Origin of the sequence: Bifidobacterium bifidum ATCC 29521 = JCM 1255 = DSM 20456, assembly GCF_001025135.1 — a bacterium.
GTDB lineage: Bacteria > Actinomycetota > Actinomycetes > Actinomycetales > Bifidobacteriaceae > Bifidobacterium > Bifidobacterium bifidum.
On the sequence record NZ_AP012323.1, the window covers coordinates 1,713,658 to 1,736,872 of the forward strand.

A 23,215-nucleotide genomic window follows, 5' to 3' on the forward strand; every position below is an offset into this window, starting at 1 on the left:
CTCAGCCCTTATGCACGATTGGCTTCCACTGAGCCTTGGAGAAGATGGCCTGGAACGAAATCGGCATGTAACTGAGCATGTAGATGGGGAAACTCAGCACATAGGCGAACAGCTCCTTGTTGGTGGCGCCGATGTGGTCGCGTTCCGCGACGATCGTCAATGCGGCCAGCGCCATCATCGTCACGACCGCCAGCACGATGTCAAAGGCCCATCCCGCAATCGCACTGAGCTGGCTCTGCCACGTCACGAATCCGAACGCCACGAACAGCAGTCCCAGTACGATGCGGATGACGCCCAGCACCGTGAACGGGCATAGCAGCAGGGTGAAATCGACGGATGAGAAATCACGCTCACGCACGGCCCGCTTGATCAGCGCCATGCCGTAATACCGGAACACCTGCAGGAATCCCTTGCTCCAGCGCAGTCGCTGACGCCAGCTCTGCTGGAACGTGACCGGCTGCTCGTCGTACAGCATGGCGGTGCCGCAGTATCCGATGCGGTCGCCGTGCAGGATGGAGTCCATCGTGAATTCCAGATCCTCGGTCAGCAGATGGAATTTCCATCCCCTGTTGCGCCGCATCACCTCGCGAGAAAACATGAATCCGGTGCCGCCCACATGGCAGCTGGAGCCGAGGATCATGCGCGAATTGTTCAGGAATCGCGACTCGCGGATGAACCACAGGGCCGAACCGGACGACACCCAGTTGTCGGCCAGGTTGACCGAATTGCGGTAGCTGGTCAGGATGCGGAAACCGGACTGGAAGGCCTTGTTCATCTCCTCGACGTAATGACGGTCGAGCCGGTTGTCGGCGTCGAACACGAAATAGGCATCGTAGTCGTCGGCCACACCCGAGTCAATCATGGTGCTCAGCAGGTACGACAGCGCGTATCCCTTGCCGATCAGCTCCGTGTCGTGGCGTTCGACGACATGGCATCCCATCTCGCGGACGACTTCGGCGGTGCGATCGGTACAGTTGTCGGCCACCAGCCAGATATCGATCAGCTTGCTCGGATAGGTCTGGTTGTGCAGCGAGTCGATGAGGTTGCCGATGACGTTCTCCTCGTTGCGCGCGGAGATCAACACGGCGTAGCGCTTGTCCATCGGCGCGTCCGGGAAGTGCACCGGCTTGGAGAACAGAGACATGATGACGCAGATGGCCTGGTAGATGATGCCGACGCCGCCCACCACCATCATAAGCACGTCGATTACGGTCAGCAATGCCATCAGCGCCACCTGCTTCGCGGATTGTCGGTAGACCCGTCACCACGGCGTGGGCGGGCGGTCTTTGCGGGACGGTCGGCTGCCGGCTTCGCGGCAGTGCCGGATGATTCGCTGTCGGACGGTCTATCGGAGGAGGTCTTCGCGGCGCCGGGCTCTGCAGAGCCGTCGCTGCTACCATCATCGCCATGCGCCTGTGCGGTACCGTCACCGACTCCGCGCAATTTCACGGCGTTGCCCGACTTCGCCCCCTCGCGCACGCTGCGCGACAGCACGTCCTTCGGTATGGCAATCGTTTCGGAATCCTCGGTCTCGTTGGCCTCGTCAAGGTCATATATCTGGTCGCGCAGCGCACGTAGCTCGTCGCTGATCGGCACATGGGCACTCGATCCTTTGGCGGCGCGCGGCATATGGTCGCTCATCGGCTTGATCACGCGCTCACTGAACGCCTCGGCGCCCTCCACGACCTTGGACTTCTTCCCCGGCACCGGATCGCTCATCAGCGGCGACTCCACCAGCGCATAGCGCTTCGTGTACACCTTGAAGATGGCCTGCATGCTCGCCGTGACCGGCAGTGCGAGGAACGCGCCCAGAGCGCCAAACAACGCGCCCATCACCAGTACGGCGAGGAACGCGACGCATGGATTGAGGTCCATCGTGCGCTGCGAGACCTTCGGCGAGAGAATCAGGTTCTCAATCTGCTGGTACACGATGATGAACACCAGCACACCGACCCCGTACCACAGGCCATTCGACCCCCAGGCGAACAGCACCGGCAGCGCGCCGCCGATATACGTGCCGACCGTCGGCACGAACTGCGACACGATGCCGCAGAACAACGCCAGCGGCAGCCAATATGGCACGTGGATAATCTCCAGGAAAACGGCCGTGCAGGTGGCGTTGATGGCGGCCAGGATGGAGCGGGAGAACAGGAAGCCGGAAATCTGCTCCTGCACCACCGTCCAGCCGAGCAGGAAACGGCGCTGCGTGTTCGGTCCAAGCCACTGGCACAGGCTGCGGCGCATCTTCGGGCCCGCGGCCGAAATATAGTACGTCACCATCAACACGGTCAGCAGATTCAACAGGAAGCTGAACACGCCCATCGTGGTGGTCAACGCCTGACCGGCGAAATCGGTGATCCACGACGTCTGCACGTTCTTGAATATCTCCATGCCGAGGTTCTCTATCTTCGGCATGTCGAACGACGTGTACTGCTTCACCGCGTCCACGATCTCCGTGTATATCGACGGGAGCCCCTTCACCATGGAGATCAGCTGCTGCACGAACATGTTGCCGAACAGCGTGAGCAAAGCCATGACGATCACGGCGAGGCCGATCAGGCTCACCGCCGACGCGAGGCCGCGCTTCCAGCCGTGTCGCACCATCGAGACCACCAGCGGCTCGACCGCCAGCGCGATGAATATCGAGATGACGACATCCAGCACGATGGTCGATATCTTGCCCCACGATGTCCACACGAAAATCGCGGCGAACACCGCGATGACCGTGTACAACAGCGCGCGCCCCCACCAATCCGGCGGTCGACGCGAATCCCCTTTGGCGGGGAACACCGACGCCAAATCCAGTTTCTGATCATCCGTTTCACTCATGAGACCCTATTGTAGCCAGCGGGAGTGTACGCACAGGTGCTTATCCTGTAAGTATGCTCAACGTTTCGATTATCATCCCCGCGTGGAATGAGGAGGAGCGCATCGCCGACTGCCTGATGAACGCCACGCGCCAGACCGTCGCACCACATGAAGTGATCGTCGTCAACAACCGTTCCACGGACCGCACCTGCGACATCGTCGAACGGTTCCAGCGCGACCATCCCGAAGCTCCGGTCATCCTGCTGCAGCAGAACGAGGATCAAGGACTGATCCCGACCCGCAACTTCGGTCTGAACGCCGCAACCGGCGACGTGCTGGGACGCATCGACGCCGACTGCATGCTCAAACCCGACTGGGTGGAGGTCGTGTCCGGCATCTTCACCGAGGATCCGGACGCCATGGGCGCGACCGGACCGGTGGTGTATTACGACATGCCCGCGAAGGGTGCCGGGCTCGCCGGCGACGACCACATCCGCCGGCACACGTACCGGGCGGACAACGATCAGGTGCTGCTGTTCGGTTCGAACATGGCGATTCGCGCCTCAGCATGGCACGCCATCTCGGGCGAGGTCTGCCGCGACCCGGAGGACGTGATGCACGAGGACATCGACGTGTCGCTGCATCTGCTCAACCATGGTTTCAAGACGGTGTACTCACAGTGCATGATCTGCGGCATCTCCGCACGGCGCATGGACACGTCCTTCGCGTCGTTCCACCGGTACATGCAGCGGTTCAAGAACACATTCGCCGCACATCCCGATCATTGGCGCGAGCACCACACCGAGCGGCGCCTGTATGCGCTCTACCCGTGGCTGCACATGCTGTACCCGATTTATCAGCAGCATCTGGCCGCGAAGGACATCAACCCGGCCGAAAAGATCTGGTTCGACGAGCAGATCAAGCTCGTCAAGAGCCATTTCGACAATCCCGAGCAGGTGGACGCCGTCGAATGACGTCGGCTGACGCCAGCTAACAGATGATGGTGGGGTTCCGACACGGTATGTGCCGGAACCCCACCATCATCTGTTAGCCGCATCCGTTGCGGATTATCGCGGCTTTCTCCCGCTCACGGGGCCGGCCGGCGGATGGACGCGCCGCCGCGGACCGGTCCCGTGTCGCTCTATCACATCAGCGAGGTGTAGATCTTCAGGATGTCCTCTTCGGTGGCCTTGCGCGGGTTGCCCGGCGTGCACACGTCGTTGAAGGCGTCGTGGGCGAGCGGTGCCAAGTCGGCCTCGGTGGCACCCACCTCGGAAATCGTGGTCGGGTTCTTGAGATCCACGGTCAGCTGGTGGACGGCCTGCACGGCCTCCTCGCGCACCTTCTCAAGGTCGCCGGTGTAGGCGTCCTCGATACCGAACGCGTCGGCGATGTCACGGTACTTTTCGCCGGTGAAGTCCTTGTTGTATTCCATGACCGGGGCCAGCAGGATGCCGTTGGCCACGCCGTGGGCCACGCCGAGACGGCCGCCCAGCGGGTGGGCCATGCCGTGCACGAGACCCAGGCCGACGTTGGAGTAGGCCATGCCGGTGATGTAGGAGGCGTAGGCCATCTGCTCGCCGGCCGGCACGTCGCCGTCGGCGGACTTGGCCAGGTTCTTGGCAATCATGCGGATGGTCTGCATGCTCAGGCAGTCAGACAGGCTCCATGCGCCCGGGGTGATGTAGCCCTCGATGGCGTGGGTCAGGGCGTCCAGGCCGGTGGCGACCTTCAGGCCGCGCGGCATCGTGTCGGTCAGGTCGGGGTCGACGAATGCGACGATCGGGATGTCGTGGGGGTCGACAGCCACGAACTTGCGCTTGTTGGCGGTATCGGTGACCACGTAGTTGATGGTGGTCTCAGAGGCGGTGCCGGCGGTGGTGGGCACGCCGAAGATCGGGACGGACGGGTTCTTGGTGTCGGCCACGCCCTCAAGGGACAGTACGTCGGCGAACTCCGGGTTGGCGGTGATGATGCCGATGCCCTTGCAGGTATCCTGCGGGGAGCCGCCGCCCAGGCCGATCAGGAAGTCGGCGCCGGATTCGGCGAACTTCTTGACGCCGTCCTGGATGCATTCGACCGGCGGGTTCGGCTTGACGTTGTCGAACACCTCATACGGCAGGCCGGCCTCGTCCAGCACATCGGTGACCTTCTTGACAGTTCCGGTCTTCAGCAGGATCGGATCGGTTACGATGAACGCCTTGGTGAAGCCATGGGACTTCGCGACCGCCGGAATCTCCTTGATGGCTCCACGGCCAAAATACGCGGTCTGATTGAAGATCATGCGATATACCATGCTGGCTCTCCTTTGAATGACGCGCGGGCGTTGCGCTCGGCGTATCTGCTATGACGATTCCTATCGTACCTCGAAAACTGGAAACATGCTGGGAAGGTAACGCAAACACAGCAGAGAACAGTTGCGGTATAGCGCTGTAGCATACAATCGCCCCCGCGGCCTTACCCCTACGAAAAATCCCATTTGTCACCGCGTAAGTTTCTTCATCGCAAGTCCCACAAAGCAGTACATGCCGTACCACATTATGAGCTGCCCCGCATCCCGCCGCCCTCATTCATCCCGCCAAAGTCCCATCCGCACGGGCTGAAACGGGACTTCGCTCGGACTAGACACTCGGACGACACCCCCATCCGGCCAAAATCCGTTTGGCGCGGCGCGGATGCGACCATACACGGATGACGTGGCCAGAATGCTCATGCTGGGGACGATGCAAAGAGGCGATTTCATGCCTGCGCATCAATCAGACGCCCGGCTGCGCTCCGCTCAGGAATGATGCACGGCACTCGTCACCTTGATGGCGGTCCATGCGCCGCGTACGGCCAGCAATGCAAGCCATGCGGCGAACAGCAGCGAGCCGACACACGGCGAAATCAGCCCGGCGATCAACGTGCCCAACGGCGCCGTCTGACATTTCCGCCCGCGCCGCGCTTGCTCTTGCCTTCTTCAATCATGCTCACGGGTTTACTCTAGCGCGGGTAACGCCTTCAACCAGCACCGGGTGCAAATTACGGGTTGAAATCGCCGTTCTGGGCAATTCCCCGTGCCAAATCGCCGTTTTAAGGTCCAAAAACGGCGATTTGGCACGGGGAATCACGGATTGCGGCGATTTCAACCCGTAATTTCGGGAAGAGTGGGGAAAAAAGAGACCGGGAGGAGGGAGGGCGCTGGGGGCATGCAGGACCGAGACGCATGCTGGCCCTAGCTCACGCAATCAGGTAAGACCCATGACCCGCCCGACTTCTCGACCAGATGCAAGAAACCCGCCATCCCAATGTTTCCAAAGGGTGACGGGTTTTCCGTGGTGGCTCCGAGCGGCATCGATCCGCTGACCTAGCGATTTTCAGTCGCTCGCTCTACCAACTGAGCTACAGAGCCAGTGAACATAAAAACCCGGCGAAAACCGGGTCTTCACATTCCAGCGACCCCGGCCGGACTTGAACCGGTGACCTCCGCCGTGACAGGGCGGCGCTCTAACCAACTGAGCTACGGGGCCATATGCTTGTTTGCAAGCAACGAGTAGATATATTACAGAGTTCTGGGCGATATGCAACTTCGGCGTGTCGCAGCGCCCGCAGAGCCTCCCAGGCAGGCCCGAACACCACCGAGGATGAACCTGAATCCCAGTATTTCCAGCACTTCCCGCACCTACCCTATCAGCGCCGCCAACGGCATGATCGCAAGACTGGTGAAGGCGGAGTCGCCGTAATCCTTGTAGACACAATCGCCGTTGATGCAGTACGACCCGTTCCAGGTTTCCGGATGATTCACCATGTATACCCCCACCGCGATCGCAAAAATGATGGTGATGATAACGATCACGATGGCAATCGCACTGATGACGATGCCCGCTATGGCGAACGCCTTGCCGCGCTCCTGCGTGCGGTTGATCTGCCGCAGGGCGATGATCGAGAGAATCAGTCCGGCCGGGCAGAACACGAACGACAGGACGAACCCGACAATCGACATCGTGTTCCATCGATCGTTCGGCGCATAGTACGCCGGCACGCCATAGGGGTTCGCGCCATACGGAGGATACGGAGGATATTGCGCAGCGCCATAGGGAGCCCCGTACTGTGGCTGCTGGGCGCCATACCCCGGTGCTCCATAGCTGCCGGTCTGGCTGTGCTGAGGCTGGCCATACCCTGGCTGGCCCGAGTACCCGGCCTGACCATAATCCGGCCGGCCATATCCGGTCTGACCATACTCACCCTGACCATACGGCGGCACCTGACCATCCGCGGCACCGGCACCCGGAGCCCACGAACCATCGCCCGCCTGCTCATACCCGGCCTGCGTCGGCACCTGCCCGTCATTACCGTCAGTCGGCATGGCACTTGGCGTATTCGATGACATCTCAGGACTCCTTCGGTCGCTATCGTTCCCGCCGCCGCTCACCGCCCGGCGCTACGCCAGTATATCCTGTCAACGCCTTCATCTCAACGCCAAGGCATCACAGCGCCATCCCCGAACCGGCGCAATACGATCGGACAGACCAGGGCCGGCCGCACCGCCCCATCCGCAGACGAAGCGACGCGAACCGGCCCCGTATTCGGTCGAGTCACCATTCAGACGGCGGTACGTCCGGCCATAAGCCGACCGTCAACGCCCAGCAGCCCGACCGGTCACCCAGACACCCGGCCACCCGTTCAGCTGACCTGCTTCCAGGTGGCGACGTCGATGTGGTGCTCGGGGTTGGCCTGCCACGCATCCCACGCGGACTTGACGATGTCCTCCACGTCGTACTTGGCGTGCCAGCCCAGCTCCTCGTTGATGCGCTTCGGAGAGCCGATCAGGTGCGGCGGGTCGCCTGCGCGACGGGCCATCACGGCCTCGGTGAACGGCAGGCCCGTGACCTTCTTGACCTCGTCGACGATCTGGCGCACGGAGGTGCCCTCGCCGGTACCCACATTGAAGGCGTCGTACTTGCGCTCGTCGCGGTCAAGGTACTTCAGCGCGGCGATGTGAGCGTCGGCCAGGTCGGAGACGTGAATGTAGTCGCGCACGCAGGTGCCGTCCGGGGTCGGGTAGTCGTCGCCGAAGATGGCCGGCGCCTTGCCCTTCTTCAGGCGGTCGAACAGCATCGGGATGAGATTGAGGATCGCGGGGTCCTCCAGCTCCACCGGACCGCATCCGGCCACGTTGAAGTAGCGCAGCGCGCAGAAGCGGATGCCGAACGGCTGCTCGCAGGCGCGGGCCATCCACTCGCCGAACAGCTTGGTCTGGCCGTAGGGGTTGATCGGCAGCATAGGGACGACGTCCTCGGGCACCACGTCGACCGGCGGCACGCCGTAGGTGGCGGCGGAGGACGAGAAGACGAGCTTCTTGGCGTTCTTGGACTGGGTCATGCCGGTGAGCACGTTGAGCATGCCGTTGATGTTCTGCTGGTAGTACCACAGCGGCTTCTCGACGGATTCGCCGACCTGCTTGCGCGCGGCGAAGTGGATGACGGAATCGACGTCTTCGGCGTCGAGGATCTCGGCGAGGCGGTCGCCGGCGCCCGGCGCGGCGATATCCATGCCATACAACCGCGCGCCTTCGATGCGGGCGGGCTTTCCGTAGCTCAGATCGTCGACGACGACAACGCGTTCGCCGGCTTGATGGAGCGCATGGACGACGTGGGCACCGATGTATCCGCACCCACCGGTAACGAGAACTGTCATATCTGTCCTTTCGTGACCGTGAGCATAACCATCGGCATCCGCGACGACTGACCATAACCAATGGTTAACGATAGTTGAATGTTTGATTATGCTCGCTTTTGTTATTTTTCTGAACAGTTTTATCGTAGCACATGAACATAAGAGAACAAAATATGTTCATTGAAACATTACCGACATTCCAGACCATGCACAGATGACAGGCGAGACGGCCCATCGAAGCACGGCGGCCACGAAGGAGGTCAACGGCCCCGGGATAATATGGCACATACCACGACCGACCAGAAACGAGGAAACCGTGCCAGAGCAGATCGAACAGCCGACTTTCACCCCGCGTCCGGTACTGTCGTTCGTGCGGCGATCCGGCCGTCTGGACGCGCGGCTGCAACGCGCGTGGGACAACTACGCCGACACGTATCTGCTGGACATCAACGCCGGCGAGGGGTCGCTGGACGTGCGCGACGACTTCACGCTCGACCGCGACACCATCGCCGTGACCTGGGGCAACGCCAATCCACTGATCGTCGAAATCGGCACCGGACAAGGCGAGAACATCGTCGCCGCCGCGGCCGCGCACCCCGACGTCAACTTCCTCGCGCTGGAGGTGTACGACCCCGGCGTCGCGCACACGCTGCTGCTCGCCGGCAAGCAGCGGCTCGGCAACCTTCGCATCGCGCAGGTGAACGCGCCCGAACTACTCGCCGCGACCGCCCCCGGCTCCATCGCCGAGGTCTGGACGTTCTTCCCCGACCCTTGGCCGAAGATGAAGCACCACAAGCGCCGCATCGTGCAGCCGCAGCTCGCGCAGTCCATCCACGGCGCGCTAGCCGACGGCGGGGCGTGGCGCATCGCGACCGACATCGAAGACTACGCCCTGCACGTGCACGAGGTGATGGACGGGCGCACGGACTTCCGCAACGCCGGCACGATCGCCGTCAGCCTGCCCACCGGGCACGTCGGCAAGGGCAACGCCGAGCTCGCCGACGACATGCCGCACGCCGATTTCACCGAATCGGAGCGATTCGACGACCGGGTGCTCACCAATTTCGAAAAGAAGGGACTCGCCGCGGGTCGGGTCATCCACGACCTCACCTATATCGCGGTGTGACGCCGATTACGGCGTGTCGCGGATTTGCATTATCGCCGCAGCTCACGTAATGTATATCGAGTTGTCAGCCCCCATCGTCTAACGGTTAGGACACCAGACTTTCAATCTGACAACGAGAGTTCGACTCTCTCTGGGGGTACTCACCAGCTCCGGGTTCCACGAGGTATCGTGGCCCGGAGCCTTTTGTTTCCAACGGTTTCAGGCCATCAGCTTGGCCATCAGCTTGGCCTTCAGCTGCTCGAACAGGAAATCGCGCGGTGGTCGCTGCCACCAAAGATGCACCTAAGTCCCTCTCTCCCAGCATCTGACGCATGAGCGTGTCGTCCAGCAGGGACATCACGGGCACGCCGAAGTAGTCGGCCAGCGCCGCGATGTCGGGGATACTCCACGTGTTCTTGTTCTTCATCTTCGCGCTGACTCCGCCCCTGGTCATCTTCAGAGGCTCCGTGAGCGCCGTCTGGGACAGGCCGTGCGCGGTGAGGGACGTGGAGCCGAGGACAAATTGTCCCGGAATCTTGGACAGAAAGTCGCCCAATAGACAAGTGATAAACAATTCTCCCCTCATCCCCTTCGGGGATGCTCCCCTCAACGCCGAATCAGCCTCCACGAAGCCGGTCGCTGATCCGAAGCCCGAACCCGTTCCGGCGACCATGGCCGATCGCAAGACCGTCCACTCGCTGCTGATCGACAGGCCGTACGGTGAGATCATCGCGACGATGGACTGGGCGTACCGATCTACGGGGCGGCGCTGCTGCGCACCTCGCTGTGTCAGGAACACATCGAAGGCGTCATCTCGCAGGAGGCATGCCCGGTATGCGCATACGACAAACGCAACCACGCCACCCACGGCATCGCCGGACGGCGCAAGGCGAAAGCCGGCGCACAGGCAGAGGCGGTGCGGCCATGAGCGGGGACGGGCAGCATCTTGAGGCGCGGAAGAAGGCCAGCGAATGCCGCGACTTCCCGCAACCATGGTCCGACTACCTGTGGTCGCTGGAGTTCGAGCACCGTCCCGGCGACGCGAAGGCGTTCATCAGGCGCTTTGCGGCTGTTTGCTTATCTTGGTCGAAAACATCCTACCCAAAAAGCGCTCTTCTCTTACTCCCCCAACAACCAACGGAGAAACCCCACCCACGAGAACAGCAATAGCGCCCAATTATCTCACCTTCTATTTCCTTCAAATAAGAACGGCGGGCTCCTTTGACAAGGAGCCCGCCATAATCCTTTTATCAGCCGCCACCAACGCGGTATGCGGTGCAGATATCGGGATCATTGACTTCGGAAATCATGAACGCTTCATCCTGCATGATTCACCTCAGCTCGACCCTACTGCTTGTCGGCTTCCTCGGAGGCGAGTCGTCCTTCGAGCTGTTCGACGATGTGGGCGTGCATGTTCTCGTCGATCTTGACGGTCAGGAGGAAGACGACGAGGCTGGCGACGATGCCGGCGAGCGGCAGGTAGTAGGCGCAGGTCTTGAACGTGCGGATGTTCGCGGCGGTCATGTCGGCGGCGGTGGCGTTACCGACCATTCCGGCGGCGACGACCACGAAGCCCACGATGCCGTTGGACAGGGCGCCAGCGATCTTGTCGAGCATCGGGCGCACGGAGAGGGTGACGGCCTCGTTGCGCTTGCCGGTCTTGAGCTGGCCGTATTCGATGGAGTCGGTCATGCTCAGGATGGCGGTCATCTGGATGGTCTGCGCAGGCAGGTAGAAGAGGACGAGCGCGACGATGACGACGGGCAAGTTCATGGGCGCGATGATGAACAGCGTGTAGCCGGCGATCATGAGCGCCATGCCGGCGGTGTACAGCCAGCGGCGCGGGATGCGACGGTTGAGCACCGGGTAGAGGGGCGTGGTGCCCAGTCCGGTGATGACCGGGATGATGCCGGCGATGGAGAAGCTGTCCGGAGCTCCGAGCACGTACTTGAACTGATAAAAAAGCACGCCGGTGGTGGCGACGTTGGCCACGGAGTACAGCAGGTAGCTGAGGGCCACCCACAGGAGCTGGTCGTTCTGGGCGATGGCCTTGAACGCCTCGATGGGGTTGCCGTTGGCCTCGGCCTTGGCGCGCAGCCCGCCTTGGTTCTCTCGGGTGCCGAACGCGACGCTCCACGCGGTGAGCAAGCCGAGCACGGCGATGATGATGGCGAACGCCGCCCAGCCGGTGCGGCCCTGCTCCCACTGGCCGGTGAACTTCCAGGTGAACCAGCTGACGACGGGCACGACGATGACGGTGACGCCGTTGTAGCCGATGGATCCGGTGAACGCGCCGAGCGCGGTGTACGTGCTGCGCTCGTGCGAGTCGGAGGAGATCGCGGGGATCATGCCCCAGTAGGAGATGTCGCGCAGCGAGTAGATCACGTCGAGCAGGATGAACACGATGACGAACAGGACCATGAACACGCCGGTGTTCACGTCCACGAGGCCGAACAGGCCGGTGAACACCATGATCAGCAGGATGCCGGGCACGATACCGCCGATGAACTGCCACGGGCGGAACCGGCCCCAGCGGGTGTTCGTGTTGTCCACGAGGTTGCCGAGCAGCGGGTCGAGGAAGATCTCCGCGATGCGGATGACCACCACGAGTCCGGTGATCACCGCGATGAGGCGTTTGGCAAGCGTCTTGTCCACGTCGATGAACAGCGCGGTGGTCACGAACGTGATGAAGAACGTGCTCATCGTGTTGTAGAACGCGGCCTGGCCCAGGTTACCGAATGCGTATGCGATCTTCTGACCCGTGTTCCGCGTGGGCTGCGGCCTTCCGGTCGTTTCCGTGTGCTGTGTGGCGAATCCGCTCATGGTGTGGTGGCCTCCTTGCGACCTGTAAAGAATCCGTGCGCGCGAACCGCTTCGATCCCGCAAAGCGTGAGTATAGAACTATCTTGAAGAATAAAAAAACTTTACCGCGTGTCGCAAATCATGCCAACGTTCTGCAACCGGCACTCCGTGTGGATGAGTAAGGTTTGAAGCCTGCTTGATGTGCTTGAATCTTAAGAAATCCACGTATTTTGCATGTTGCAGGCCTTGTGCCGCGAAATGCTGGAAAGAATTTGCGCAATCAAGTAACAATATTTATCCTTGTTGTACAAGGAACCTGATTCAACGAGGTTCCCTCACTGCGGCGGCAACGACGCGACGCAATCCGATGCGAAAGCGAGGACATCATGAACACAACCGACGATCAGCGGAAGAACGGCGATCCGATCGTCTCCCCGTCCATACCGACGACGGCATGGCTCGCCGACCCGCGCGTGTACGCGGTTCACCGGCTCGACGCCCATTCCGATCATGCGTGCTGGTCTCGCTCCCCAGTCGACGGCGAGGGCACGGATCTCAGGCAGAGCCTTGACGGCGAATGGCGGGTCCGCGTCGAGACGGCGCCGACGGGTCGTTTCCCCGATGGGACGAGCGACGGGCCGGACTGGAGCAGCGACATGTCGCCTCTGTTCGCCGCGCCCGGATTCGACGATTCGTCGTTCTCACGCGTGCAGGTGCCCTCGCATCTGGAGACTGCGGGGCTGCTTGCCCCGCAGTACGTGAACGTGCAGTACCCATGGGACGGACATGAGGACCCGAAGGCCCCGGCCATCCCCGAGCACGGCCATGTGGCGGTCTACCGGCGCGAGTTCGACGCGGATGGCGAAGTCGCCCAGGCCGTGCGCGAAGGGCGCCCGGTGACGCTTACCTTCCAGGGCGCGGCCACAGCCATCTACGTGTGGCTCAACGGCTCGTTCGTTGGCTACGCCGAGGACTCCTTCACGCCCAGCGAGTTCGACGTGACGGACGCGATCAAGGTGGACGGCAACGTGCTGGCGGTCGCCTGCTACGAGTATTCGAGCGCGAGCTGGTTGGAGGATCAGGACTTCTGGCGTCTGCACGGCCTGTTCCGCTCCGTCGAACTCAACGCGAGGCCCGCCGCCCACGTCGCCGACCTCCATGCCGACGCCGACTGGGATCTCGCCACATCAAGGGGTTCGCTCTCGCTGGATGTGCTGATCGACGGTGCCGCGAACGCCGCGACGGCCGACTTCGCACTATGGGACAAGAACGGCACCATCGTCTGGCGCACCGCCACGAAAGCGGACGGAACGCTGCACGCCGAGGCCGAGATCGATGACACGGCGCCATGGAGCGCCGAACGTCCCGACCTGTACGAGCTATCCGTCACTCTGCTCGACGCGGACGGCAAGGTCCTGGAGACCGCTCGCACTCGCATCGGCTTCCGGCATGTGGCCATCGAGGACGGCATCCTCAAGCTCAACGGCAAGCGCCTCGTGTTCCGCGGCGTCAACCGCCACGAGTTCGACTGCCGGCGCGGCCGGGCCATCACCGAAGAGGACATGCTGTGGGACATCCGCTTCATGAAGCGCCACAACATCAACGCGGTGCGCACCTCGCACTATCCGAACCAGTCACGCTGGTACGAGCTGTGCGACGAATACGGCATCTACCTGATCGACGAGACCAATCTGGAGACCCATGGCAGCTGGAACAGCCCCGGCGACATCCCCGTGGGAACCTCCGTCCCCGGTGACGACGAGGCCTGGCTGGGCGCGTGCATCGACCGGCTGGACAGCATGATCCTGCGCGACCGCAACCATCCCAGCGTGCTCGTCTGGTCGCTGGGCAACGAATCCTACGCGGGCGAAGTCCTCAAGGCCATGAGCGCACACGCGCACCAACTTGATCCGGGTCGTCCCGTCCACTACGAAGGTGTCAACTGGAACCATGCCTACGACGGGATCAGCGACTTCGAAAGCCGTATGTACGCCAAGCCGGCCGAGATCCAAGACTGGCTCGAACACGGCGACGAACGGGGCGAGGCGAGCAAGCCGTTCGTCAGCTGTGAGTACATGCATGCCATGGGCAACTCGTGCGGCGGTCTGAGCGAGTTCATCGACCTCGAACGGTACGAGCGCTACTCCGGCGGGTTCATCTGGGATTACATCGACCAGGGGCTCGTCCAGCGTCTGCCCGACGGGAGCGAACGCCTCAGCGTCGGCGGAGAATGGGGCGACCGTCCAACCGACTACGAATTCGTGGGCAACGGCATCGTGTTCGCCGACCGCACGCCCAGCCCCAAGGCGCAGGAGGTCAAGCAGCTGTATTCGCCGGTCAAGCTCGCCCCCGACGGGCACGGCGTGACCATCGAGAACCGCAACCTGTTCGCCGGCACCGACGGCTACGTGTTCGCCGCACGGCTCCTCGAAGACGGGCATGAGATCTGGCATGCCGACTACCGTTTCGACGTGGCCGCAGGAGATACCCAACACCATGACATCGCCTTCCCGGACATCGACGCGGACGGGGATACGCGCGAAGTCACCTACGAGGTCGATCTCTTGCTCGCCGAAGCCACCGCATGGGCGCCGGCCGGCTACGAGCTCGCGTTCGGCCAACTCACCGGCACGCTCAACCCCGAACAGGACATCACCGAGACCAGCCATGACGACGACGGCCGCGCAACTCGCACGCTCAGCCGATGGAACGCCGGCATCCGCCGCGACGACGAGGAAATTCTCCTGTCACGCACTCAGGGAGGCATCGTCTCCTGGAAGCGCGACGACCGGGAAATGGTCATCCGTCGCCCCGAACTCGTCACGTTCCGCCCATTGACCGACAACGATCGCGGTAACCATTCCGGTTTCGACCGTGCCGCATGGTTCGCGGCCGGCCGATACGCCATCGTAACCGAAACGAAAATCCATGAAAGCGATGACGGTCTCGTAGCGGAATACCAGTACGAACTTGCCGATCCGAACCACACGCCCGTGTCCGTCACTTACCATGTCAACTCCGATATGCGTATGCAACTGACCGTCGAATACCCCGGGAACGCCACTGACATGGCCAGTCTGCCCGCGTTCGGTATCGAATGGGAGCTGCCCGGCGAATACGATCGTCTGCGCTACTACGGCCCCGGCCCCGAGGAGACCTACCGCGACCGTAAGCAGGGCGGCAAGCTCGGCATCTGGGACGCCACCGCGAAGGCGAGCATGGCGCCGTATCTCATGGTGCAGGAAACCGGCAGCCACGAGGACGTCCGCTGGCTCGAAGCCACCGACATCCAAGGCCACGGATTGCGCGTCACCCAACGCGGCGACCGTCACTTCACGGCCAGCCTGCTGCCCTGGAACACCTACACGATCGAGGCCGCGCGCCGCCACGAGGACCTGCCCAAACCGCGCCACAACTACCTGCGCCTGCTCGCGGCCCAGATGGGCGTCGGTGGAGACGACTCCTGGGGAGCCCCCGTCCACACGGCCTACCAGCTGCCCGCCGGCAGGCCGCTCACCCTCGACGTGAACCTCGAACTCATCTGACCGGCAACGGGCGGCGGCATGCACCACCATGCCGCCGCCGGCCCCGCCTACGACGCGGCGATCGAGGCCACGGGCGCTGCGGCCGCGGACGGCACCGGCGAGGAGGCGTTCGAGCGCGCCGGCCACGCGGTCCACGGCACCACCCGCCAGGTCCTCTCGCTCATCACCAACCCGATGGACGTGATCTGCCGCAACATCCGCACCGTGCGCGAGAAGATGGCAACCCGCCCCGACATCCTCGGCTGCCACCTCGAAGGCCCGTTCCTCGCCCTCAAGTGCAAGGGCGCGCACGATTCGAACTGCCTCAAAGACCCGATGCCCGAACTCATGGACCGCATGCTCGACGCCTCGGGCGCCGACCTCGCCGCCGGCAAGCTCGGTTGCATCCGCCAGATCACCATCTCGACCCCACCGACTGGACCGCCCAACACGTCTGGTGCGCCGGCCGCCAGGTGGAGTAAACTCCTTCCAGCAAAATCGACGCCGGTGCCGCCCGTCTTCGAGACGACGTCTTACGCCTGAGGAACGAAGCTTGCGCGCGGCACCAGTTCGGTCGTCAGCAGGATGTGACGACGCACCCGCCGCTCATGCTTCAACCCATCGATCAGGGTGGAGAACGCCATGCGGGCCAACTCCCTTTGATCGATCGCATACGAACTCAGCGGCGGCGACGTGTACCGGGCGATCGACTGGTTGTTCACACTCACCACGGCCAACTCGTCGGGAACCTCCACGCGCAGTGCGTTCAACGCCTGCAACGCCCCCACCGCAAGCACGTCGGCGGCCACGATCAAACCATCGGGCATGCTGCCGGCCTCACGATGGTCAGCCACCAACTGCTCCGCGAGACGATAGCCGTTCTCCACGGTGAACGTGCCGGACGAATACACCAATCCGTCCGTTTCCAATCCCAGATGCGCGGCCCACTGACGGAACGACAGCTCGCGAATGTCCTCGGGATAGTCATGCATGCCCATGATGCTGCCCACGCCGCCGAGAAACGCGATATGACTGCGGCCCGCCGCGATCATCGCGTCCAAGGCGTCCAGCATCGTCTGCGACAGATCGGGACACACGGAGTCGAACAGGCGCGGCGCCGGATTCGTGTCGATGCACACGCCATGCGGGAGCACCATATGCAGGGCTCGCAGGTCCGCTTCGGGAAACACCGGGGCTCCCACGGTGATGAACCCATCAAACTCCGTTGCGCGTTCCGTCAACTCGTGTATGGACCGGATGAACGTGAGCTGGTCCAATTCCAACGACTCCGCACGCTCCGCAAGAACCTTCCGCAGATCGGCGAAGTACGCGTCCTGCAATTCCTCCCCGGACGGAGGCGCATCCAACACCGCGATCGCGGGACGGAACACGTTGCGATACCCCATCTCCTCGCACACGCGCAACACACGCCGACGCGTCTCCTCCTTGATGGAGAACGACGGGTCGTTCAACAAGCGTGACACCGTGCTCTGCGACACCCCGGCCCGTCCCGCGACTTCCTTGAGCGTGGCCATGACATCCTCCCCGCAAACTTTAGTAAAGGGTTTTACTACAGCATAACCCGGGAAGGCGGGGTTAGCGGCATTGGCGGCGTGGAAGTTTACCCATGACTGGTAGACTGCACATGTCCCGGCAATAGGGGCAATGCATAGGGGGGTGGCGGGCATGTGCAGCAACATTCCCGTCACCTTACGATTCTTATAGCGTGTCAGGTAAAAGAATTATGATTCTCAATCCACCTTCCGGCCGCGCCTGCAGACTCAAATGGCCATGATGCATAGCGACAATCTCTTGCACTATGGATAAACCCAATCCGTGATGAGGTGATGCAGATCCCACATGCGTATTTATCCTATTATCCTCCCCTCTGTTAAAAGGTGACAGGAAATCATCTATCCTCGTATCGGAAAGATCCATGCCGGTATTGGATATGTCTATCGCAATGCAGGACTCGCCTTCGTATTGCCTGTCGTTGGCTAAGTTTATCCATACATGTGGTTGAGCCGCACGATTATGCTGAATGGCATTCGTAATAAGGTTTGCAATCATCTGTCTAATTAGCAGACCATCGGCTAGGATATATGCATTCTCCAGATTGGTATGTACTTGAACTCTATCTCCGATAAGTTCCATATTTTCCTGAAGAACATTGCGAATGATCTCAGCTACATTAACTCGGCTAAGGTCAGCTCGGTTTAATTGCTGAACTTTCGACAATTCGAGCAGATGATTGACGATTTCAACCCCAGCATGATTTGAAGCCAAAGCCTTTTCGACGAAAGGTCTGCAACGCTCATCGAAAAGCTGGTTGTGCAGCGGAATCTCCAATGCGGCCGAAGTGGCCGCAAGTGGATTTTTTAACTCATGTGACGCATCGGCGATAAATTCCTTTTCCCGACTGATTGCGCTGTTGAGATCCTTTAACATGAGGTTGTATGCGGATGCAATAGTGTACGCCTCGTCGTTTTCATATGGAATAACGATAGGTTGCCTTTCCAATCCAGCGTCGGACGCGATAATCTGAGAGGCCACACTATTGATTCTTCGTTGTGTCCTAGTGGCGATAATCCAAGTTATTCCTCCAGATAATATGCCGAAAACAATGATGGGGGCTATGCTTACCGCCAATATCAGATCCCGGGATTTTATGTCTCCTTGTTCCATAGTTAGCGTTAAAGCATCCTTACCGGAGTCATACCCGGCAGAAACGTAATCCTTACCGGAGTCAGGAGGAATGGCTTGCGAATTCAAACTATGTTGTTCATCGGCATCTTCTGCCTGAGTAAAAGATTTATTTACGGTCACTGTTTCCAGTTGCCGGTTCACGACATAATATGTCATGGCGGTCACCACTCCGGTAAGCATGAAGAACACGATGACGATCGTGGTGACCAATCTTCTCCTTGTAGACCACTGAAACGGTAAACGCAGTTTCGGATGGCTGGAATGGCTCCCATTCGACGAAGGATATTCAGGCTTTTTCATGATATGCGATATCCTTGTCCGGGAACGGTTTCAATGAAATCAGTGATTCCGATTTTCGTGCGAATCGCATAGATTGTGGTCTTGACGATTCCTCTCGTATGAGCGTGATCATCCTGCCAAATCTCACGATATAGACATTCCGCACTAATCACCGCACCTCGCGCCTCAATCAGCGTCCTCAATACGGCAAGTTCTCGTTTCCCAAACTTTAGTTCTGCACCGCGAACCGTGATGGATCCCGTTCTGAAGTCCGCAGAAAAGTCATCCCGGTTGTAGACCATGTCATTCACCATGCTCAAACGCCGACGCACCGCATTAACTCTGGCCAGCAGTTCGGCGTATTCAAATGGTTTCGTTAAATAGTCATCTGCCCCAAGATCAAGCCCGCGGACTATGTCCTCGGTCTGAGATGCCGCGGTCAACATGAGAATGTGTATGGGATCACGCCGTTCGCTTAACCTCTTAGCGATTTCGTCACCATGCAGTCCGGGAAGATCGCGATCAAGTATCAGCATGTTCCACTCCCCGGAATTCAGTTCCTCCAGGGCATCCCGGCCATCGTAAACAGCTTTTGCCTCCATGCCTTCCATGGAGAGTCCCATCCGTACCACATCAGCGAGATTGGCGTTGTCTTCGACAATCAGAACCTTCATCCGTCCAGCTCCCTTCGCGAAACAATGCGCACACCATAGCATTCGCGTCCAACCTGGTCAGGAATCGGTCAGGTTCAGTCAGCGGCAGGTCAAAACCCGCCTTGCCAGCCGTGCACGTCGTAGCTTTGACTCCGGCTGGACGGACTTCCCCGTCGCGGCCTCTTTCACAGAAGAAAGGAAACAACATGATGAACATGAAGAAAGGAATACATATGTCAAAAGATGCGTTGCGCGTGGTTGCGGCTGCCGGTGTGTTGTCAGTGGTGTTGGGTTTGGGGGCGTGTTCGATGCCGGGTTCCGGGAATGCCGGTGCATCAGATGGGGGCTCCTCCTCGTCTTCGTCGTCTTCCGGATCGTCGTCGTATGAGGCGGAGTTGAAGCAGGCATTGCAGTCGGCGTCGAGTGATTTCGAGCGCGGGGTGTTGGAGCGCGCGGTCAAGGCCGGCAGGATCAGCGAGTCGGATTACCGCGAGGCGAACGAGAAGTACCAGGAGTGCATGGCCGCCAAGGGCGACGACGTGGAGTTCGACACGGACCAGTCCACCGGGTTGATGCAGGAACACATGAACACGGACGATAATTACGATTCGGCCAAGGCGAACGAGGACAGCATGGCGTGCGCGAAGGGCACGAACCTGCAGATCCGCGACCTGTACGAGCGAATGGTGCAGAACCCGTCGAACGCGGACGAGATCGAACTGGTCGTGGGTTGCCTGAAACGACGCAAGCTGGTGCCTGATTCGTTCACGAAGCAGGATTACCTGACCGAGATGGGCAAGCCCGAGGGGTCGTCGAAGCTGGACACGTCGTCGGACGCGTTCTCCCAGTGCCTGGCGAACCCGAGCAAGTAGAGGAAGTGTTGCTCGTGTTTCGACAGGGAAGAATAGTGCCCGCACGCGTCGGCGGGTGAACGGCGTGGGGTTCGTGGCGGCGTGCATGGCCGCGTGTCTGGCGGCGGGCATGGGCCTGGCCGTGGGGCTGGAGCGGACGATGACGCCGCCGTCCCTGTCGGATTCCTCGGATGCGGGAAATCTCGCGTTGGGGTCGGAGGAGTTCGACGACGTGCGTTCCCTAAACGTGGACGTGACGGCGTCGCCGGCCGGTGGGGTCGCGTTCCCGGTGTCGGGCCGGGTCACGTTCGCGTCGTGCCCCGCGGACGGCGTGGTGCGTTCGGGCTCACGCGAGTACGGCGTGGATGGCACGCCTCTGGTGAGCCTGCACACGGACACTCCCCTGTACCGCGATCTGGCGTACGGGGACAAGGGCGACGACGTGACAGCGTTGCAGAACGAGCTGGCCGCGCTCGGCTACGGCGGCTCCCGGTCGGGCGTGTTCGACTGGGCCACGTGGGACGCGTGGCGGCGCCTGTACGCGGCGAACGCCGGCACGGCCACGGCGGCGGCCCGAGTCCAGCAGGGCGCGTTCTCCCGCGCGTTGGCGGTGTGGCTGCCCGCGCAGACGATGAGCGTGTCATGCGCGGCGTCGCTGGGTTCGACCGTGACCGGCGATTCGACGGATTCGCTCGCGTTCCGCAGTCTGGCCGGGGTCGCGTCGGTCAAGGCCGCGTCCCTGCCGGACGGCCGCATCCAAGGCGATCGCGTGGTCGAAATCAACGGCAGGGACTATCCCATCGGCGACGACGGCATCGTATCGGACACGGCCGCGTTGCAGGCGATGGCGGGATGGTCCACGTACACGGGCGCGCACAAGGACGGCGAGGACGTCACGAGCGTGACCGTGACCTACAAGCTCAAAAAGCCGATCGGCGTGTACTCGGTGCCAGCGTCCGCGCTCACCGGGCTCAAGGGCAGCGACGGATGCGTAGTGGCGACCGACGGCACAAGCGTCAAGGCGCACGTGGCCGGCAGCTCATTGGGCCGCACGCTGGTCACGATCGACGGCAAGGCGCCCGCGAGCATCAAGGCCGATCCGGGACAGGCGGTGTGCGATGCGCGTTGACCTCGACCACGTCGGCCACCGGTACGCCGACGGTCCGCTCCTGTTCCACGATCTGACCGCGAGCCTCATGCCCGGGCACGTGTACGCGCTGACCGGGCCGAGCGGCGCGGGCAAGTCCACGCTGCTCGGCATCATCGCCGGCTGGACCACGCCCGCCGAAGGCCAAGTGACCCGGCAGGGAATCGACTCGATGCGCTGGATTTTCCAGAACCCGCACGGCGTGGCCCAACGCACCGCGATCGACCACGTCAGCCTGCCCCTGCTCGTCAAGGGGCTCCCGCGCCGCGAGGCCGAGGAACAGGCGCGCACGCTCATGGACCGGTTCAACCTGACCCGGGTCACCGACCGCAGGTTCGCGGAACTGTCCGGCGGAGAGGCCCAGCGCCTCATGCTCGCCCGCGCGTTCGCGGCCCAGCCCTCGCTCATGCTCGTGGACGAGCCCACCGCCCAGCTCGACATGCACACTGCGGCCACGGTCAGCGAATCCCTCTCCCGTATCGCCCGCAACGACACGATCGTCGTGGTCTCCACCCACGACCCGAACACGCGCGACGCGTGCACCGACATCATCGATTTGAAGAACTACCAATGAACCACACCACGATGAAAGCAACCGCCGTCATCTCCGAGGCATGGCGCTCCATCACCAGCGGCGCAGCCCGCCTCGCCCCGGCCGTCCTCGCCCTGGCCCTGACCGCCGCCGGCATGGGCGTCATGGACATCGCCGCCGGCTCAACCATCCTCGACCAGGCAAGCGCATACCGGCAATCCGGAGCTGACATCCTCGTACTCAACGCGCCCGACGGCATCGACGCGGCATCCTGCGAACGCCTCACCAGCCTCACGAACGTCCAGGCCGCCGGAGCGATCCGCACTACGGACCCGCTCACCCTCGCGGCCCTGCCCGACACCACCACGCCCCTCTACCAGATCACCCCCGGCCTGGCCAAACTCCTCGACACCAAACAGGACCCGAACACGACCGGGCTGATCGCATCCCAACAAGTCGCCGAAACGCTCGGCACCTCCACCGGCGGCACGATCGGCCTCGCCGACGGGCGCACCGCGCGCGTCAAAGGCATCTACCAATACCCCGACGACGGACGCACCCCCGGATACGCGTACGCGCTCATGGAGGAAACACCCGCCACCGGCACGTTCGACGCCTGCTGGGCCAAGACCTGGCCGCAAACCGACCGGACCCGCAACGCCCTATGGTCCACCCTCACCCCGAACGCGAAAACCACCGGCGACGATGCACCCACCCTCGGCCAGCTCAACACCACCAAAGGCGACGGCTTCGACGGACAAACCCTCTACCGGCAACGCTCCACACGCATCCTGCCCGCCTGCGGCGCACTCATCGCCCTCGCCATCGGATACCTGCTCATACGCGGCCGACGGCTCGAAATCGCCTCCGCACTGCATTGCGGCGTACCCAAACCCGCACTCGCCACGCAGATCATCATCGAAACCGGCATCACCATCCTGCTCGCCACCGCCATCAGCCTGCCCATCGACATGACCGCCGCCAGACTCCTCATCGACACCACCGACCGAACCGCCATCACCCTCAACGCCATACAAACCACCATCACCACCAACACCGCCTACCTACTCGCCACCACCATCACCGCCCTCCACATCAAAGAACGACATCTCTTCACCTACTTCAAAGAACGATAAAGCGCAGAAAATCATTA

The 23,215-nt window shown here is 61.8% G+C and carries 17 protein-coding genes, 3 tRNA genes and 1 pseudogene; 9 read left to right on the forward strand and 12 right to left on the reverse strand.

Going from position 1 to position 23,215, the window contains the following annotated elements:
- Position 1 precedes the first annotated feature (1 nt).
- The gene (locus BBBF_RS07220) at positions 2-1,225 is read right to left on the reverse strand and encodes a glycosyltransferase family 2 protein (RefSeq protein WP_003814758.1); all 1,224 of its coding nucleotides are present in this window, start codon (positions 1,223-1,225) and stop codon (positions 2-4) included.
- Positions 1,225-2,829, reverse strand: a complete 1,605-nt coding sequence (locus BBBF_RS07225; protein ID WP_003816286.1) for an AI-2E family transporter — start codon at positions 2,827-2,829, stop codon at positions 1,225-1,227. The genes BBBF_RS07220 and BBBF_RS07225 overlap by 1 nt, the downstream gene beginning before the upstream one ends.
- A gap of 53 nt (positions 2,830-2,882) precedes the next feature.
- Between BBBF_RS07225 and BBBF_RS07230 the strand changes: the two genes are divergently transcribed.
- Complete coding sequence (locus BBBF_RS07230; protein WP_003816287.1) at positions 2,883-3,782, forward strand: glycosyltransferase family 2 protein; 900 nt, start codon at positions 2,883-2,885, stop codon at positions 3,780-3,782.
- A gap of 170 nt (positions 3,783-3,952) precedes the next feature.
- Here the strand turns inward: BBBF_RS07230 and fucO are convergent, their stop codons facing one another.
- The 6 genes from fucO to galE all read right to left on the reverse strand — a co-directional run bounded on the left by fucO (position 3,953) and on the right by galE (position 8,484).
- A complete protein-coding gene (gene fucO, locus BBBF_RS07235; RefSeq protein ID WP_003816288.1) occupies positions 3,953-5,104 on the reverse strand; it encodes a lactaldehyde reductase in 1,152 nt (383 codons plus the stop codon).
- Positions 5,105-5,587: 483 nt separating this feature from the next.
- Complete coding sequence (locus BBBF_RS10540) at positions 5,588-5,719, reverse strand: hypothetical protein (RefSeq protein ID WP_021647776.1); 132 nt, start codon at positions 5,717-5,719, stop codon at positions 5,588-5,590.
- A gap of 404 nt (positions 5,720-6,123) precedes the next feature.
- Positions 6,124-6,199: transfer RNA gene (locus BBBF_RS07240), tRNA-Phe, on the reverse strand.
- A 44-nt stretch (positions 6,200-6,243) separates the two neighbouring features.
- A tRNA-Asp gene (locus BBBF_RS07245) sits at positions 6,244-6,317 on the reverse strand.
- A 152-nt stretch (positions 6,318-6,469) separates the two neighbouring features.
- Positions 6,470-7,177 (reverse strand): DUF4190 domain-containing protein, encoded by a 708-nt coding sequence (locus tag BBBF_RS07250; protein WP_003819800.1) that lies wholly within the window; start codon positions 7,175-7,177, stop codon positions 6,470-6,472.
- A gap of 293 nt (positions 7,178-7,470) precedes the next feature.
- Positions 7,471-8,484 carry a UDP-glucose 4-epimerase GalE gene (gene galE, locus BBBF_RS07255; RefSeq protein WP_003814750.1) on the reverse strand — a complete coding sequence of 338 codons (1,014 nt, stop codon included), beginning with the start codon at positions 8,482-8,484 and terminating at the stop codon, positions 7,471-7,473.
- A 193-nt stretch (positions 8,485-8,677) separates the two neighbouring features.
- Between galE and trmB the strand changes: the two genes are divergently transcribed.
- Together trmB and BBBF_RS07265 are read left to right on the forward strand one after the other, a co-directional pair.
- Positions 8,678-9,589, forward strand: a complete 912-nt coding sequence (trmB, locus tag BBBF_RS07260) for a tRNA (guanosine(46)-N7)-methyltransferase TrmB (RefSeq protein ID WP_021647773.1) — start codon at positions 8,678-8,680, stop codon at positions 9,587-9,589.
- Positions 9,590-9,656: 67 nt separating this feature from the next.
- A tRNA-Glu gene (locus BBBF_RS07265) sits at positions 9,657-9,728 on the forward strand.
- Positions 9,729-10,915: 1,187 nt separating this feature from the next.
- Here BBBF_RS07265 and BBBF_RS07270 read toward each other — a convergent pair.
- Entirely contained in the window at positions 10,916-12,391 is a 1,476-nt protein-coding gene (locus BBBF_RS07270; protein ID WP_021647770.1) for a glycoside-pentoside-hexuronide (GPH):cation symporter, read from the reverse strand.
- A gap of 365 nt (positions 12,392-12,756) precedes the next feature.
- On the opposite strand from BBBF_RS07270, the gene lacZ reads away from it, so the two are divergent.
- Entirely contained in the window at positions 12,757-15,915 is a 3,159-nt protein-coding gene (gene lacZ / locus BBBF_RS07275) for a beta-galactosidase, LacZ type (RefSeq protein WP_021647768.1), read from the forward strand.
- Positions 15,916-15,933: 18 nt separating this feature from the next.
- A pseudogene (locus BBBF_RS10420) lies at positions 15,934-16,320 on the forward strand (N-acetylglucosamine-6-phosphate deacetylase); the annotation flags it as partial.
- 107 nt (positions 16,321-16,427) lie between these two features.
- On the opposite strand, the gene BBBF_RS07285 reads toward BBBF_RS10420, so the two are convergent.
- The 3 genes from BBBF_RS07285 to BBBF_RS07295 form a co-directional block, all read right to left on the reverse strand.
- Complete coding sequence (locus BBBF_RS07285) at positions 16,428-17,429, reverse strand: LacI family DNA-binding transcriptional regulator (protein ID WP_033509892.1); 1,002 nt, start codon at positions 17,427-17,429, stop codon at positions 16,428-16,430.
- A gap of 184 nt (positions 17,430-17,613) precedes the next feature.
- Positions 17,614-18,900 (reverse strand): sensor histidine kinase, encoded by a 1,287-nt coding sequence (locus tag BBBF_RS07290; protein ID WP_013363808.1) that lies wholly within the window; start codon positions 18,898-18,900, stop codon positions 17,614-17,616.
- Positions 18,897-19,553, reverse strand: a complete 657-nt coding sequence (locus tag BBBF_RS07295) for a response regulator transcription factor (protein WP_003814721.1) — start codon at positions 19,551-19,553, stop codon at positions 18,897-18,899. Before BBBF_RS07295 ends, BBBF_RS07290 begins: the two co-directional genes overlap by 4 nt.
- A gap of 374 nt (positions 19,554-19,927) precedes the next feature.
- Here BBBF_RS07295 and BBBF_RS07300 point away from each other — a divergent pair, with 374 nt between their 5' ends.
- The 4 genes from BBBF_RS07300 to BBBF_RS07315 all read left to right on the forward strand — a co-directional run bounded on the left by BBBF_RS07300 (position 19,928) and on the right by BBBF_RS07315 (position 23,198).
- Positions 19,928-20,404 carry a hypothetical protein gene (locus BBBF_RS07300; RefSeq protein WP_003822154.1) on the forward strand — a complete coding sequence of 159 codons (477 nt, stop codon included), beginning with the start codon at positions 19,928-19,930 and terminating at the stop codon, positions 20,402-20,404.
- Positions 20,405-20,489: 85 nt separating this feature from the next.
- Positions 20,490-21,512 carry a peptidoglycan-binding domain-containing protein gene (locus tag BBBF_RS07305; RefSeq protein WP_229029519.1) on the forward strand — a complete coding sequence of 341 codons (1,023 nt, stop codon included), beginning with the start codon at positions 20,490-20,492 and terminating at the stop codon, positions 21,510-21,512.
- Entirely contained in the window at positions 21,502-22,104 is a 603-nt protein-coding gene (locus tag BBBF_RS07310; protein ID WP_021647764.1) for an ABC transporter ATP-binding protein, read from the forward strand. Before BBBF_RS07305 ends, BBBF_RS07310 begins: the two co-directional genes overlap by 11 nt.
- Positions 22,101-23,198: a hypothetical protein gene (locus BBBF_RS07315; RefSeq protein WP_013363811.1), complete on the forward strand. Its 1,098-nt coding sequence runs from the start codon at positions 22,101-22,103 to the stop codon at positions 23,196-23,198. Before BBBF_RS07310 ends, BBBF_RS07315 begins: the two co-directional genes overlap by 4 nt.
- The last annotated feature ends 17 nt before the right edge of the window (positions 23,199-23,215 follow it).